Origin of the sequence: Streptomyces sp. NPDC029216, from assembly GCF_040648015.1 — a bacterium.
Lineage (GTDB): Bacteria > Actinomycetota > Actinomycetes > Streptomycetales > Streptomycetaceae > Streptomyces.
The window spans coordinates 81,916-96,942 of record NZ_JBEZWL010000014.1; the positions used below are offsets into that span (position 1 = coordinate 81,916).

Sequence of the window (15,027 nt, forward strand, 5' to 3'; positions counted from 1 at the left end):
CAAGTGGCCCGCCCGCCCTCGAAGTAGGGTGTCGGCATGACGACCGGGGTACGACGCAGGATGGGTGTCGAGGAGCGGCGGCAGCAGCTGATCGGGGTTGCCCTGGAGCTGTTCAGCCACCGCTCCCCCGACGATGTGTCGATCGACGAGATCGCGGCGGCGGCCGGCATATCCCGGCCGCTGGTCTACCACTACTTCCCGGGCAAGCTGAGCCTGTACGAGGCCGCGCTGCGGCGGGCCGCCGACGAGCTGGCCGAGCGGTTCGTCGAACCGCACGACGGTCCGCTCGGGGCCCGCCTGCTGCGGGTGATGGGCCGGTACTTCGCGTTCGTCGACGAACACGGGCCGGGCTTCTCGGCGTTGCTGCGCGGCGGACCGGCGGCGGGCAGCAGCCGGGCCAACGCGATGATCGACGAGGTGCGGCAGGCCGCGTACGAGCAGATCCTGCTGCACATCGGCGTGGAGCAGCCCCCGGCCCGGCTGGAGCTGGTGGTGCGGTCCTGGGTGTCGCTCGCGGAGTCGACGGCGCTGCTGTGGCTGGACGGGCGGCGGATCCCGCGGGCCGAGCTGGAGCTGCAGCTGGTGCACGACTTCGCCGCGCTGGCCGCCGTGAGCGCGGCGTACGACGCGGAGATGGCGGGGATCCTCGTACGGATCCTGGCGGGCGAACCGGCCGACGGGCCGTTCGGGGAGCTGGTCGGACGGCTGGCGGCACTGGTGCCGGCGCCGCGCGAGGGCGAACGGGACTAGGCCGTGATCGGGCCGAGGTAGGTGCCGCCGGAGGCGTCGATGGTCTGGCCGGTCACCCAGCGCCCCTGCGGGCCCGCCAGGAAGCCCACCACGTCCGCGATGTCTTCCGGTACGCCGATCCGGCCGAGCGCGGTGATCGACTCCAGTCCGGCCATCGCCTCGGGAGCGCCGGTCCACCCGGCGGTCATGTCGGTCAGCACCACCCCGGCCTGGACCGTGTTCACGGTGATGCCGCGCCGGCCCAGCTCGTTGGCCAGCGACGGGCCCAGGGCAGCAAGCGCCGCCTTGGTGACGGTGTAGCCGATCTGGAGGGAGTTCGCGATCCGGGTGGCCGCCGAGCCCATGTTGACGATCCGTCCGCCGTCCCGCAGCAACGGCAACGCCCGCTGGACCACGAAGATCGGCGTGCTCACGTTGACTGCCACGAGCCGCTCGAACTCCTCCTCGGTGAGCTGACCGATCGAGCTGACCGAGTGGATGCCCGCGTTGTTGACCAGGATGTCCAGGCCGTCCGCGGAGTGGTCCGCGAGCCCGGCGGTGAGCCCCTCGAACAGCCGGTCCACCGCACCGCTCTCGCCGAACCTGGCCTCCACCGCGAACGCCCGGCCACCGGCCCCGGCGATCAGCGCCACGGTCTCCGCGGCCGCCGCGTGGTTGCCGCCGTAGTGGACCGCGACCAGGGCCCCCTCGGCGGCCAGCCGCAGCGCGACCGCACGCCCGATCCCGCGCGAGCCGCCCGTCACCAGTGCGGTCCTGCCGTCCAGTTCCCCCACGATCACCACTCCCCCCGTGTTGCCCGGCCGGACCCGCGACCGGTCCCGAGCAGATCCGAAGTCCGCACTGTATGTGAAGACCGACGACGAGATCATCGGATCGGCTCGTCTGGTCGGGGCGGGGCGTGGGGGCGGGTGGGAACCAGCCGTGCTGCTGGCGATAATGCCCGCGTGATCATTGACGACGGGATCGTGTTCCGGGCGGCCGAGGAGAAGGACGCCGGAATCCTGGTGAAGCTGTACGACCAGGCCGCCCGGTGGATGCGCAAGCAGGGCATCGACCAGTGGAAGCCGGGCGAGAAGGACGCCGCGCACTTCCGCGCGAAGATGCGCGACGGGGAGGTGTGGCTCGCCGCGGACCCCGACGGGCAGGTGGCCGGGGCGTACGAGCTGTGGTGGTCCGACGAGGAGGCCTGGGGGGTCCAGCCGCCGGTCGCGGGCTATGTGCACCGGCTGATGGTGGACCGTGAGACGGCCGCTCCGGGGACGGGCCTGCGGATCCTGGAGCACGCCGAGAGGCGGATCGCCCGTACGGGCCGGGAGCGGGCGCGGCTGGACTGCGTGTCCACGAACCCGCGGCTGCTGGCGTACTACCGGGGCGCGGGCTACCGGGTGGTGGGCGAGTTCCCGTCGAAGCAGGGTACGGACGGCCGGGTGTACGGGGTGATCCTGCTGGAGCGGCGCCTCGACGTCTGAGGGGCCGCCGTCGACGGCACGGCGCGGGGCCGGGGCGCAAGCCCGCCGTGCGCGCCATGCCGGGGCGGCTCTCGGCCGTCCGCGCCGGGACCGGTTGCCGGGGTTCTCGGCCCGCCGGTACTGATGGTCTCGACCAGTCGGTACCAGGAGGGGAACACCATGAGGAAGTCCATGAGCAGGTCCACGGGCGCCGTCTTGGGGCTGGCGCTGGCGGGCGTGCTGGGGGCCGCGGGGGCGGCCGGGGCCCAGGCGCGGCCGTCGGCGCCGGCCGGGGGCGGTGCGGTGGCCGCGGCTCCGGCTTCGGTGGTCGCCGAGGTCCAGGCGGCGGCCGCCCGGCAGCACGCGCTGGCGCCGGCGGCGCGGGTGGTCTGCTACGCGGCCCACGTGCAGGACATCGGCTGGCAGTCGGCGGTGTGCGACGGCGCCGTGGCCGGCACCACCGGGCAGGGCCGCCGGATGGAGGCCGTGACCGTCGCGACCAGCGGGACGGGCGGGATCTGTGCCAACGCCCACCTGGCCGACATCGGCTGGCAGGGCTGGCGTTGCGCCGCCGACGGCAAGGCGGTGACGGTGGGCACCACCGGGGAGTCCCGGCGGATGGAGGCGCTGGGCCTCCAGGTCGGCAGCGGCGGTGTGACGGCGCAGGCGCACGTGGCGGAGTACGGCTGGCTGAGCGCGGCCGGCGGGAACCCCGTGTACGTGGGCACGACCGGGCAGTCCCGGCGGATGGAAGCCGTCCGTATCTGGGTCTGAGTCTGAGTCTGAGTCTGAGTCTGAGGGAGAACGCGCCGAGGGGGAGGTACCGGACCGCGGCCGGTACCTCCCCCTCGGGGTGTGCGTCAGGAGCGCTTGAACACCGCGACCGTGCGCGCCGGGGTGGTGAACTCCCCCGTCGCCCGGTCGTACGCGGACGCCTTGACCGCCGGGTCGGAGCCGCCCGCCTGGCGCGGGTGCAGGGCGTAGCCGGTGCCGGCGAGGGCGGGGACGCGCTGGGCCTGGGCGGTGGGGGTGGCGTTGAAGACCACGACCAGGTCGCCGAGGACCATGGTGAGGACGCCCGGGGTCTCGTCCCGGCCCGAGAGCGGGAAGGACAGCCGTTCCTGGACCGCTTCGGCCGTGGTGAGGGCGAAGGCGGGTTCGGTCGTACGGATCTTCAGCAGGTCGCGGTAGGCGGCCGAGGTTCCGTCGATCTCCGCGCAGCCGGGCGCCGGGCCGGTGAGCAGCGGCTTGGCGTAGGGCCACTTGGCGCGGTTGTCGGCGGCGGGCGGCAGGCCCCGGCCGAAGCCGTTGCCGTCGCGGCAGTCCCAGTGCAGGGCGTTGAACCAGTCGCCGCTGTCGAAGGAGTTGCGGTCCAGGGACTTCGAGCGGAGCAGGTCGCTGCCCGCCTGGGAGAGGGCCGGGCCCTGGGAGAGGGCGGCCGTGGCCAGGGCGAGGACCTGCATGCGGGCCCGGTCGGCGGTGGGGGTGCCGGCGGGGAGCTTGTAGGTCAGGGCGTCGTACAGGGACTCGTTGTCGTGGGCGTCGGCGTAGGCGAGGGCGTCGCCGGGGGCGGCCGCGTAGCCGGCCGGGGCGCCGTTGTAGTCGAGCTCGGATCCCTTGGTCCGGCGGCCGGTGGAGTCGGTGAAGGCGTACGAGGCCAGGTTGCCGGACAGGCCGACCTTGAGCAGGTCCTGGTCGTGCAGCAGGCGGGCGCGCTGCTCGGTGGGGGTGCCGTTGGCCGGGGAGCCGTTCGGGTCGGTGAACAGGCCGGTGGCGAAGCCCTGGACGCGCGGGTCCTCGTCGAAGGGGCCGCCGCCCCGGACGGCGTCGCGGGCCCGGTCGGAGAAGGTGGCGATGCCGGTGCCGGCCATGTTCTTCTGGGTGGCCTGGACGAAGCGGGCGTCGTCGGCGACCTCGCCGAAGTTCCAGCCCTCCCCGTAGAGGACGATCTTCTTCCCGTCGACCCCGTCCTTGGCGGGGGTCAGCTCGTCGAGGGCCTTGCGGACGGCGAGGATGTTGGCCTTCGGGTGGTGTCCCATCAGGTCGAAGCGGAAGCCGTCGACCTTGTACTGCTTGGCCCAGGTGACGACGGAGTCCACGACGAGGCGGCCCATCATGGCGTTCTCGGGCGCGGTGTTGGAGCAGCAGGTGGAGGTGGCGACGCTGCCGTCGGCGAGGAGGCGCTGGTAGTAGCCGGGGACGATCCGGTCGAGGACGGACTGGTCGGCCTGCCCGGAGGCGACGGTGTGGTTGTAGACCACGTCCATCACGGTGCGCAGGCCCGCCCCGTTGAGGGACTGGACCATCCTGCGGAACTCCACGGTGCGGGCGGTGCCGTTCGGGTCGCCGGCGTACGAGCCCTCCGGGACGGTGTAGTGCAGCGGGTCGTAGCCCCAGTTGAAGCCGTCCTTCGCGGCGGCGGCCGCCACGCAGGCCTGCTGGGACTCGGAGTCGGGGGCGTAGACCTTCAGGTCGCAGGCGGGTGCGGTGCGGTCCTTCGGGTTCTCCGGGACGCTGCCGAAGTCGAAGGCCGGGAGCAGGTGGACGTACGAGGTGCCGGAGGCGGCCAGTTCGCGCAGGTGGCGCATGCCGGCGGAGTCGGTGTCGGTGAAGGCCAGGTACTGGCCGGGGTGCCTGCTGGTGGCGTCCGCGATGGAGAAGTCGCGGATGTGCAGCTCCTGGATCTGGGCGCTCGCGAAGGGGACGGGGGCGGGCTTGCGCAGGTCCTTCCAGCCGGGCGGGGCGAGCTTGGGGTCGGCCAGGTCGACGGCCAGGCTGTACGTGGAGTCGGTGGTCAGGGCGGTGGAGTAGGGGTCGGTGACGAGGTTGCGGACGATCTGGCGGGTGCTGGGCGCCCAGACGGTGACGGCGTAGCGGTAGGGCTTGCCGGTCCAGGAGCGTTCGCCGCGCACCGACCACACGCCGGTGGTGTCGTCGCGGCGCATGGGGACGGTGCGGCCGTCGAGTTCGAGGGCGACCTGCTGGGCGGTGGGGGCCCAGACGGAGAGGGTGGGGCGGCCGTCCTTGAAGACGGGGCCGAGGGGGGTGGCGGCGGCGTTCGCGGCGTAGAGGTCGTCGAGGACGCCGGCGAGCTGGACGCCGGTGGCGGCGAGGACGGCCCCGTTGGCGGCGCGGGCACTGGCGACGAGCTGGCCGCGCAGGGCCTCGCGGACCCGGTCGCGGTCGCGGGGGTCGACGGTGAAGGCGGTGTACGAGGCCAGGTGCGGGAACTTCTGCTTCTGGACCGGGGTGAGGGCGGAGCGGGTGAGGCGCAGCCACTGGGCGCCGGATTCGTGCAGGACGCCGCCGTCGGCGGTGATCCGGCCGTCGCGTGAGGCGAGGAGCTGGACGGAGGCGGCGGTGCCGGGGGCGTTCCAGGCGAGGGTGTCGCGGTCGATCCAGACGGCCTGGGCCTTGGTGAGGTCGAGGGCGGCGCCGGAGCCGGCGGGCTGCGGGAGGAGGTACTTCTCGCGGCCGCCGAGCATCCACACCTCGTGGCCGGTGGCCTTGAGGTCGAGGGACTGGTCGGCGGGGAGGTCCTTCTCGTCGCCCTTGTGGAGGATGTAGTTCAGGCTGGTCGCGCCGGGGGCGAGGGGGACCTCGTAGACCGCGCCGTAGGAGTCGGTGCGGGTGGGGAGCAGGGGCTTGGACCAGTCGGTGGGGGTGGCGGCGCCGGTCCACACGTGCAGGCCCCAGCCGTCGTAGGCGCCGTCGGGGCGGCTGTAGTGGAGGACGGCCTTGGCCTGGTCCTGGGGCGGGTAGGCGGGGCGGTCGGTGCGGGCGGGTTCCTTGCCCTGCTCCAGCCAGACCTCGCCGGTGCGGGTCAGGTCCAGGGTGCGGTCGGCCGCGACGTCCTTGGTGCCGTCCTTGTCGATGACGAGGTAGCCGAGGGTGGCGGCGCCGGGCTTGAGCCGGACGTAGGCGAAGGCGCCGTAGGCGTCGCGGCCGGTGAAGGGGTGTCCCTCCGGCCAGGGCGTGGCCTCCCCGTCGGCGAGGTCGCCCCATGCGTAGAGGCGCCAGTCGGTGTAGTTCCCGTCGGGGCGGTTGTAGTGGACGACGGCGTAGTCGCGCTGGGTGGCGGTGGGGGGCGTGGGCGGCGGGGTCTGTCCGGCGGTGGTGGCGGCGAGGGCGGAGGCGGTGCGGCCGGTCGCGTCGACGGCGACGGCCTTGTAGCGCAGGGGGGTGCCGGCGGGGGTGGTGGCCGCGATGGGCTGGGTGACCTTGTAGGGGGCGTGGTCGGCGGAGCCGAGGACCTTCCAGGGGCCGGTGCCGGTCTGGGCGGCGAAGACGACCCGGGTCAGGGCGCCGGGGCCGGCGCCCGGCGTGACGTCGGCGGAGAGCTCGACGGTGCCGGTGGCGCCGGGGGCCGGCGGCTTGAGGGTGAGGGCGGGCCCGGTGGTGGGGGCGGGGAGGGGGGCGGTGGCCTGGAGGACGGTGGTGGCGAGGGCGGGGACGGTGACGGTGAGCTTTCCGTCCGGGGAGGCGGTGGTCAGGCCGGTGGCGTAGACCGTGTTGGGGTCGGTGCCGGTGGGGCTGCCGTGGAGGGTGCGGTACCGGGCGCCGGCGGGGGCGTCGAGCTGCACGGTCTTCGGTTCGGTGCCGTTGTTGGCGGCGACCAGGTACTCGGTGCGGGTCTTGGCGTCGGTGCGGGCGAAGGCGTAGACGCTGCCGTCGGAGAGGCGTTCGCTCTGGATGCCGTCGCGCAGGGCCGGGTGGTCCTTGACCAGCTTCGAGAGAGCACCGATCTGCCGGTAGAGCGGGTGCTGCGGGTCGTAGGCGTCGCCGGCGTGGGTGCGGGCGGTGCCGAGCTGGTCGTCGTCGAGGTAGTCGGCGACGCGGGTGGCGAAGAGGGGCTGGCGGGCGTCCTTGTCGCCGCCGGCGCCGGTGAAGCCCTGCTCGTCGCCGGAGTAGATGACCGGGTTGCCCCGGGAGAGGAACATCAGCTCGTTGGCGAGCCGGTAGCGGTCCAGCAGTTCGGGCTCGCCGGCGCCGGGCCGGTCCTGCTTCAGGAAGCCTCCGAAGCGGCCCATGTCGTGGTTGCCGAGGAAGGTGACCTGCTCGTAGGCGTTGGCCTTGTCGGTGGTGTACCGGTAGTCGTCGCCGAGGACGGCGGCGAGGCGGCCGGCGGGCGCGCCCTGGGAGGCGTACGCGCGGATCGCGTCCTGGAGCGGGAAGTCGAGGGTGGCGTCGAGGCGGCCGCGGGTCACGTACGGGGAGGTGGCGGCGGTGTCGGCGGAGTAGACCTCGCCGAACATGAAGAAGTCCTTGCGGCCGCGCCTGGCCGCGTACGCGTCGAGGGCGGTGGCCCACTGGGTCCAGAAGTCCATGTCGACGTGCTTGACGGTGTCGATGCGGAAGCCGTCGACGGCGAAGTCCTGGACCCACTTCTCGTAGATCTTCTCCATTCCGCTGACGACCTCGGGGCGCTCGGTCCAGAGGTCGTCGAGGCCGAAGAAGTCGCCCTGGTCGGAGGATTCACCGGCGAAGGTGGAGTCGCCCCGGTTGTGGTACATCGACGGGTCGTTGAGCCAGGCCGGGGACTTGAGGTTCTTCTTCGCGTCGGGGACGAACGGGGTGCGGGGGAAGGTGCGGGCGGCGTCGACCGCCGGGAACTTCTTCCCGCCGTCCGAGTAGGCGGCGTCGTCGAAGGGGACGCCGTCCTTGGTGAGGTAGGGGAAGGCACCCTTGGAGAGGTAGTCGTGGGACCCCTCGCGGTAGTCCACGACGTCGGCGGTGTGGTTGGTGATGACGTCGAAGAAGACCTTCATCCCCTTCCCGTGCGCCTTGTCGATGAGGCGGGCGAGGTCGGCGTTGGTGCCGAAGTGCGGGTCGACCTGGGTGAAGTCGGTGATCCAGTAGCCGTGGTAGCCGGCGGAGACGTCGTCGCCCTTGCCTTGCACGGGCTGGTTCTTGAAGATCGGCGCCAGCCAGATGGCGGTGGTGCCGAGCCCCTTGATGTAGTCGAGCCGGTCGGTGATCCCCTTGAGGTCCCCGCCCTGGTAGAAGCCCTTGTCCGTCGGGTCCAGGCCGGTCTGCAGCCGGGTGCCGGTGAGTCCGCCGGTGTCGTTGCGCGGGTCGCCGTTCGCGAAGCGGTCCGGGAGCACGAAGTAGAACTGCTCGCGGGTCAGGTCGTGGCGGGCGGGCTCGGCGGCGAGCTTCGCGTCCGAGGGCGGGGCCGGCGGGGTGGCCGCGGCCGCGCCGTGGGGCAGGGCTGGCAGGACGGTCGCGGCCAGGGTGGCGGCGACGATCCCCGCTGCGGGGCGTATCAAGGGGTCTCTCCTCGGGAGGTGAGGGCCGCCCGGCGTGGCAGGGTCAGGAGTGCCGGGCGGCCCTGGTCGGTGGGGCGCGGGGTCAGTTGCGCCAGGTGTCGGTCAGGGTGACCTTGCCGTTGGCCGGGACGGTGGCGGAGCGGTTGGCGCCGCTCTCCCAGGTGACGTTCCCGGAGGCGTCCTTGCGGACGTACTTGTAGGCGAACGTGGTCCCGGCGGGGAGGGTGACGTCGAGCTTCCAGACGGGGTAGGAGGCCGGGTCGAGCTTGAGGGCCGCGTCCGTGTTCCAGGTGCCGAGCTCGGGGCGGTCGCCGCTGACGTAGACGTTCTGGCCGGGGACGGTGGTGGCGGTGACGGCGAAGGAGGCCCCGGCCGTGGTGGCGGGGGACGTCCCGCTGCCGGTGCAGGTACGGGCGTTGACGTGCAGGGCCAGGGCGGTCTGGGGGGTGAGGGTGGCGGTGAACCGGCCGGCGGTGTCCACGGTCACGCTGCGGCCGCTCTGCACGTCGCAGTAGGCCCCGGCGGGGAGGGAGGTCTGGAAGGTGCGGGTGAGGGTCGAGCCCTCGTGGTTGAGGGCCACGTACGCCTTGGCGCCGCGGCCGAAGGCGACCTGGTTGCCGCCGTTGTCCCACCAGTCGGTGACGCCCTGGCCGCGGGCGGTGTTGCGGAGGGCCACCATGGAGGAGATCTCCGGCCAGGCGTGCTGGCACTTCCAGCCGTCGGTGTAGCAGGCGTTGACCGTGCCGCCGTTGGGCGGGCCGGCGTCCTTGTCGGTCCACTCGTATCCGGAGTGCACGTCCGGGGAGCCGTAGGGCCAGGCCAGCATGAACACGCTGGCGAGGGTGTAGTTCGCCCCGTCCTTGTAGTTGAGGGTGTCGCCGCCGCGTTCGGTGTCGTGGTTGTCGACGAAGACCGCGGACTGGGCGGAGGGCATGTACCCCCAGCCCTCGCCGAAGTTCTTGAGGTAGGCGAGCTTCTCGCCCTGGAAGACCCGCTTCAGGTCCCGGGCGTAACGGAACTCCTGCACGTCCCCGTTGCCGAGGTACTCGCTGGGCTGCACGGCCTCGCCGGCCCCGCTGATCGCTTCCTGCTTCCAGTAGGCGGAGGGGTTGGTCAGGCGGGACTTGATGTTGGCGAGGTCGGCGGCCGGCATGTGCTTGGCCGCGTCGATCCGGAAGCCGTCGACGCCGAGGGAGAGGAGGTCGTTGAGGTAGGCGGCGATACGGCCGCGCACGTGCTCCTCGCCGGTGTCCAGGTCGGCGAGCTGGACCAGTTCGCAGTTCTGGACGTTGGCGCGGTCCTGGTAGTTGGAGATCGTCGCCCGGCAGTCGTCCAGGTCGGCGCCGGAGTAGACGCCGGGGTAGTCGTACTTCGTATACGCGGACCCGCCGGTACCGACGCCGTCGCCCGCGGCCATGTGGTTGATGACGGAGTCGGCGACGACCTTGACCCCGGCGGCGTGGCAGGTGTCGACCATCCGCTGGAAGGCGGCCCGGTCCCCGAGCCGTCCGGCGATCTTGTAGCTGACGGGCTGGTACGAGGTCCACCACTGGGGTCCCTGGATGTGCTCCTGGGGAGGCGAGACCTGGACGTAGCCGTAGCCGGCGGGGCCGAGGCCGTCGGTGCAGGCCTTGGCCACGGAGTCGAAGCGCCACTCGAAGAGGACGGCGGTGACGTCCTTGTCGCCGGGCGGGGCGGCGGATGCGGGCGGGGCCTGAAGGGCGAGCGCGGAGGCGGCGAAGACGGCGGCCGCGAACGCGACTCTGCCGCTCCTCGCCCCTCTCTCGGATCGGGACATGCGGGGAACCTCCTGGCGGGAGAGGTGTGGGGGGTTGCAGGCGACCGTAGGGGGCGCCCCCGAGTGTTGCAAGACCTTGCGCAAGAGATTGCAGAATTGTTTCCGACATACCAGCCCAAGCCGCGTCACCGACCCCGCGCAGTGTCGTTTTTGCAGGTGAAGCCGACGGTCCAGGCGGCCTAGACCCGGCCCCGCCGCCGCCCCGGGCCGGGCCGCGCCCACTACACCCCGTCATGTGATCAAGCACCTGATGGCGCGCGGCCTGTCCGCCCTCGCCCTGACCGCCCTGCCCGTCCTCGCCCCCACCCCGGCCCACGGCGCCGCCCCGGCCGCGGCCGCTCCCCCCGCGGCCGCCCCGGCCCTCCACCGCCGGGTCTTCCCCGAACCCCCGGCCGTCGACATCGTCCGCACGGAACTGGACCGGCTCACCGTCGAGCCCCCGCACTCCATGGCCGGCTACAGCCGCGCCATGTTCCCGCACTGGGCGAAGCAGTACGGGGAGTGCGACACCCGCGAGGTCGTCCTCTCCCGTGACGGCCACGAGGTGACCCAGGACTCGGCCTGCCGCGCCATCACGGGCACCTGGTACAGCGAGTACGACGACAGGACCGTCGACTCGGCCTCCAAGATCGACATCGACCACATGGTCCCGCTGGCCAATGGCTGGCGCTCCGGCGCCGACACCTGGGACACGGCCAAGCGCAAGAGGTTCGCGAACGACCTGGACAACTCCCAGCTCATCGCGGTCTCCGCGACGTCCAACCGCTCGAAGGGCGACCAGGCCCCCGACCAGTGGGCCCCGCCCAACACCTTCTACTGGTGCACCTACTCCAGAGCCTGGACGCACATCAAGAGCCTGTACGGCCTCAGCATCACGGCGACCGAACGCACCAAGCTCATCGAGATGCTGAACACCTGCGACTGACCGGCATCCCCACCGGCGATACTCGAGCCCTGACGATCACCGGGGGGAATCGTGCTGGCCTGGGCCGTGCGGATATCGGGAGTGCTCGCGTTCACGGTGGCGGCGGTGCTCGCCGTGTGGGCGGTGGGGCTGGCGGACCGTGTGCCGCTGCCCGTGCCGGGGTCGGTGGGACTGGGCCGGCTGCTGGTCGGGCTGGTCTGGCTACGGGTCGTCGCACTCTGGGTGTGGTGGTCCGACGAGACGTACTGGTGGATGCCGCGGCGTTCGCGGGAGCCGGTTTCCCTGCGCAAGGGCCGGCCCGGGCTGCTGCGGCGGCTGGCGGCGTACGAATACGAGAGCGCGGCGTGGGTGTTCCTGCGGCAGTCCGCCGTATGGCTGCTGCTCGTGGTCGCCGTCGCGGGAATGGCCGGGCTCGGCCGGGCACACGGGTCACAGCAGGTCCAGTCACTGCTGCGAGCCGGAGCGGACCATTCGTCCGCCATGGTGACCGAGGTCTCCCACCTCCGGGAAGACCGCTCCGACGACGAGGTGAGGGGCTACTACGCCACGCTCGGGCTGACCCTGCCGGGAGGCGGAAAGGTGCGGGCGGAGAACGCCTACACACGCGACGAGCCGAAACCGGACGACCGGGTCCGGGTGCTCTGGGCGCCCACCGCACCGGAGTTGGGCGCCGTGCTGGAGCCGGGCGAACCGCTCGGCCGGTACCGGGAACGCGGGTGGGGGATCACCCTGCACGGGGTGGCGCCGGGGGCGTTCGGCCTGCTCCTCGTACTGGCCTGCATGCTGCCGGTGTCGGTGGCGGCGGAGGCCGAAAGCCTGCAGGAGCTGGCGTGGTCACCGCTCGCCCAGACGGCGCACGCCGCCGCCGTCACCGGGGTATTGGCGGGCGTGCTGCCCTACCTGTCCGGCGTCGGCGACGGCGTGTGGCTGGGCGCGGCCTGCGTCGGCCTGCTCGCCCTCTACATCGTGATGCCGATCCGGGCCCTCACGGCCTGAGGGCCCGGACCGGCAGGAGCGTCAGTTGACGTTGACGGCCTTCCAGGCGGCCGCCACCTGCTGGTACTCGACGCCCGTCGAGCCGTACAGGTCGGCCGTCGCCTTCAGGGTCGCCGTACGGGCGCCCGCGTAGTCGGTGGTCGACGTCATGTAGGTCGAGAGGGCCTTGTACCAGATCTTGTACGCCTTGGTCCGGCCGATGCCCGCGACGGTGGAGCTGTCGTACGTGGGCGAGTCGTACGCCACGCCGTTGACCGTCTTCGCCCCGCTGCCCTCGGAGAGCAGGTAGAAGAAGTGGTTGGCGACACCCGACGAGTTGTGGACGTCGAGCCGGCCCACCGTCTTGGACCAGTAGTCGGCGGAGGCGCCGTCCTTGCTGGGCTTGTCCATGTAGCGCAGCGGGGTGCCGTTGCCGCGGATGTCGATCTTCTCGCCGATGAGGTAGTCACCGGGGTCCGCAGCGTTGTTGGCGAAGAACTCCACCGAGGTGCCGAGGATGTCGCTGGTGGCCTCGTTCAGACCGCCGGACTCGCGGCTGTAGTTGAGCTTGGCCGTGGCGGCGGTCAGGCCGTGGCTCATCTCGTGGCCGGCGACGTCCAGGGAGGTCAGCGGCTTCTGGTTGTTCTGGCCGTCTCCGTAGGTCATGCAGAAGCAGCTGTCGGACCAGAAGGCGTTGACGTAGGCGTTGCCGTAGTGGACGCGGGAGTAGGCGGCCTTGCCGTCGCCGGCGATGCCGTTGCGGCCGAGCTCGGTCTTGTAGAAGTCCCAGGTGACCGCCGCACCGTAGTGGGCGTCGACGGCGGCGGTCTGGCGGTTCGACGGCGTGCCGTCGCCCCAGGTGTCGTCCGCGTCGGTGAAGAGGCTGCCCGTGCCGGAGGTGCCGCCGTTCAGGTCGTACGTCTTGTGGCCGCCGCGCGCCGTGTCGGTGAGGCTGAACGCCGACCCGCTCGGCGCGGTGCTGAGGGTCACGGAGCCGGAGTACTCGCTGTTGCCGACGCCGGTGTCGATGGCCTCGTACGCGTAGAGCTCGGCGCCGGTGGCGGCGTCGGTGATGACGTGCCGCTCGCTGGGGGTGCCGTCGGCCTGGGTGCCGGTGATGACGGCCTCGTAGGCGAAGACCGGCTTTCCGTCGGCGGCCCACACGACCTGCCGGGCTCCGGCGGGAGCCGCCTTCAGCGCGGAACGGGCCCCGGACGGGGCTATCTTCGCCTCGACGGCCTTGTCGGTCTTGCGGCTGCCGTCCTTCTTCTGGTGGACGACCAGGTCACCGCCGAGGACGGGCAGTCCGGCGTAGGTGCGCTCGTAACGGGTGTGGACGGTACCGTCCGCGTCCTTGACCACGTCACGGGCCACGAGCCGCTCCTCGTTGGCCAGGCCGATGGCCCGCGCGGTGTCGGCCGCCGCGTTCTGCGCCTCGCCGATCGCCTGGGCACGCGCCCCGGCCGACAGCGTGAGGGCGGTGGCACCCGCCTCACGCTCGGCGGACGCACTGGCGGACCCGGTCTGCACCGCGATGGCGACCATGGCCGCCGAGGCGACGATCGCGGCGGTACGCAGCGTGCGGGGGGTGAAGGATGAGGACATGGGGGAAGCTCACTCCTTGGTAGCCGTGGGGGGACTGGCTGAGAGAGTGCCAGGAAGATGGCCGAAGTGACAGGTGCGCAACAAGAATTTGACCTGCCGTTATCCGATGAGCGGAGGACAGGGTCCGCTCACCGAACGAAAACGGTGCATTCCGCTTACCCGAAAAGGGAGTTACGCCGAGGCGGATACCGGCCCGCGCCATGGGTCAAGGCAGTCGAGACCGACCGCCTCCGCACCCCGCACCTCCCGCTGGTCCTCCGGGTCGCCGAAGTGCTCCGTGTCCGGAACCTGTCCGAGCTCACGGGTGACCAGTCCCTCCCCACGGACCTCTTCGCCGGCCCGGGACACGCCAGGTTCGCCGAGGTGCGCGAGGCCCTCAACTCCCTGAACCTCGGCAGCGCCCGCGAGGCGCCCCCGGTCGCCCACCTCACCGCTCGCCTGTCGCGCGCGTGGTCAGCCCGCCACTCGGCCCCCCATCACCGGGAGGTCGTGGGCGCGTTGCTGCCCGACCTGATCCGGGACGCTCAGGCCGCCGACGCCGTCAACCTCGAAACCCTCCGCTACCTGACCCCCCTCCTCCCCGACGCGAGCCCGGACGTACGGGCGGTCGCGGGCGCACTGACGGTCGAGGCGGGCCTGACGGCGGCCCGCCGCCGCGAAACCGGCACCGCATGGCGCTACTGGGACCAGGCCCGCCTCCTCACCGCGTAAGCCAGGGGGCACACACTGTGCCCCTGCCCGCCCACACCGACCCCTACCGTCGTCGCACAACCCGCTGACGACGGTAGGGAGTACCCCCGTGACCAGCCGCACCACCCACAGCTACGCCCGTGACGTGCTCGGTTTCGAGACCTCGGACCACTCCTCGACACGGGTGACGGTCATACACGCCCCAGACGGACCGCAGACGCCAAAACCCGGGCAGCGCGTAGCGATCTGCCGCGCCTGGCGGCCCCGGAGACCCCTCTGATCGTCCTGAGGTGCGGGTATCAGCCCGAGACGGGGGCCGGACGCCTAGCAAGGAGGAGCGCGTAGCGATCTGGCGCGCGGCTCGGCCCCGGACCGGCTGGATGGGCCCCGGATGCCCGGTCTGCCGGCCCATCCCCACCCGCCTCATCTCCGAGGGAGCCGATCGGCCAAGGAACAACCGGCCCGTTCCTCTGGGGGCTTCCCGACAGTCCTCGTTTTTCCGGGGCGGGACGGGCTGTCAAGGGTGGCCGAAGGCCATCGCGAAGCGACGCGACCGAAGGGAGCGCC

At 72.2% G+C, this 15,027-nt stretch carries 9 protein-coding genes and 1 pseudogene; 6 read left to right on the forward strand and 4 right to left on the reverse strand.

Features of this window, described 5'->3' with window-relative positions:
- Positions 1-36: 36 nt before the first annotated feature.
- Positions 37-750: a TetR/AcrR family transcriptional regulator gene (locus AB0F18_RS08590; RefSeq protein WP_362056367.1), complete on the forward strand. Its 714-nt coding sequence runs from the start codon at positions 37-39 to the stop codon at positions 748-750.
- Here the strand turns inward: AB0F18_RS08590 and AB0F18_RS08595 are convergent.
- On the reverse strand, positions 747-1,523 hold the full coding sequence (locus AB0F18_RS08595; RefSeq protein WP_362056369.1) for an SDR family oxidoreductase: 777 nt from the start codon (positions 1,521-1,523) through the stop codon (positions 747-749). The two genes, AB0F18_RS08590 and AB0F18_RS08595, sit on opposite strands and share 4 nt — an antisense overlap.
- 171 nt (positions 1,524-1,694) lie before the next feature.
- Here AB0F18_RS08595 and AB0F18_RS08600 point away from each other — a divergent pair, with 171 nt between their 5' ends.
- The gene (locus AB0F18_RS08600; protein WP_362056371.1) at positions 1,695-2,219 is read left to right on the forward strand and encodes a GNAT family N-acetyltransferase; all 525 of its coding nucleotides are present in this window, start codon (positions 1,695-1,697) and stop codon (positions 2,217-2,219) included.
- A 171-nt stretch (positions 2,220-2,390) separates the two neighbouring features.
- Positions 2,391-2,972: a hypothetical protein gene (locus AB0F18_RS08605; protein ID WP_362056373.1), complete on the forward strand. Its 582-nt coding sequence runs from the start codon at positions 2,391-2,393 to the stop codon at positions 2,970-2,972.
- An 86-nt stretch (positions 2,973-3,058) separates the two neighbouring features.
- Here AB0F18_RS08605 and pulA read toward each other — a convergent pair whose 3' ends face one another.
- The gene (pulA, locus tag AB0F18_RS08610) at positions 3,059-8,431 is read right to left on the reverse strand and encodes a pullulanase-type alpha-1,6-glucosidase (RefSeq protein ID WP_362056389.1); all 5,373 of its coding nucleotides are present in this window, start codon (positions 8,429-8,431) and stop codon (positions 3,059-3,061) included.
- A gap of 118 nt (positions 8,432-8,549) precedes the next feature.
- Entirely contained in the window at positions 8,550-10,265 is a 1,716-nt protein-coding gene (locus AB0F18_RS08615; protein ID WP_362056375.1) for a carbohydrate-binding module family 20 domain-containing protein, read from the reverse strand.
- 235 nt (positions 10,266-10,500) lie between these two features.
- Between AB0F18_RS08615 and AB0F18_RS08620 the strand changes: the two genes are divergently transcribed.
- Together AB0F18_RS08620 and AB0F18_RS08625 are read left to right on the forward strand one after the other, a co-directional pair.
- Entirely contained in the window at positions 10,501-11,190 is a 690-nt protein-coding gene (locus AB0F18_RS08620) for an HNH endonuclease family protein (RefSeq protein WP_362056377.1), read from the forward strand.
- A gap of 81 nt (positions 11,191-11,271) precedes the next feature.
- Complete coding sequence (locus tag AB0F18_RS08625) at positions 11,272-12,186, forward strand: hypothetical protein (RefSeq protein ID WP_362056379.1); 915 nt, start codon at positions 11,272-11,274, stop codon at positions 12,184-12,186.
- A gap of 21 nt (positions 12,187-12,207) precedes the next feature.
- Here AB0F18_RS08625 and AB0F18_RS08630 read toward each other — a convergent pair whose 3' ends face one another.
- Positions 12,208-13,770: a M4 family metallopeptidase gene (locus AB0F18_RS08630; RefSeq protein ID WP_362056380.1), complete on the reverse strand. Its 1,563-nt coding sequence runs from the start codon at positions 13,768-13,770 to the stop codon at positions 12,208-12,210.
- A gap of 144 nt (positions 13,771-13,914) precedes the next feature.
- On the opposite strand from AB0F18_RS08630, the pseudogene AB0F18_RS08635 reads away from it, so the two are divergent.
- Positions 13,915-14,463, forward strand: a pseudogene (locus AB0F18_RS08635) (hypothetical protein); the annotation flags it as partial.
- Positions 14,464-15,027 lie beyond the last annotated feature (564 nt).

What these genes read in the sequence shown, in the direction of transcription:
- AB0F18_RS08590 (WP_362056367.1), top strand. Translation starts at nt 37, where the DNA reads ATGACGACCGGGGTACGACGCAGGATGGGTGTCGAGGAGCGGCGGCAG.
- AB0F18_RS08605 (WP_362056373.1), top strand. Translation starts at nt 2,391, where the DNA reads ATGAGCAGGTCCACGGGCGCCGTCTTGGGGCTGGCGCTGGCGGGCGTG.
- AB0F18_RS08615 (WP_362056375.1), bottom strand. Translation starts at nt 10,265, where the DNA reads ATGTCCCGATCCGAGAGAGGGGCGAGGAGCGGCAGAGTCGCGTTCGCG.
- AB0F18_RS08630 (WP_362056380.1), bottom strand. Translation starts at nt 13,770, where the DNA reads ATGTCCTCATCCTTCACCCCCCGCACGCTGCGTACCGCCGCGATCGTC.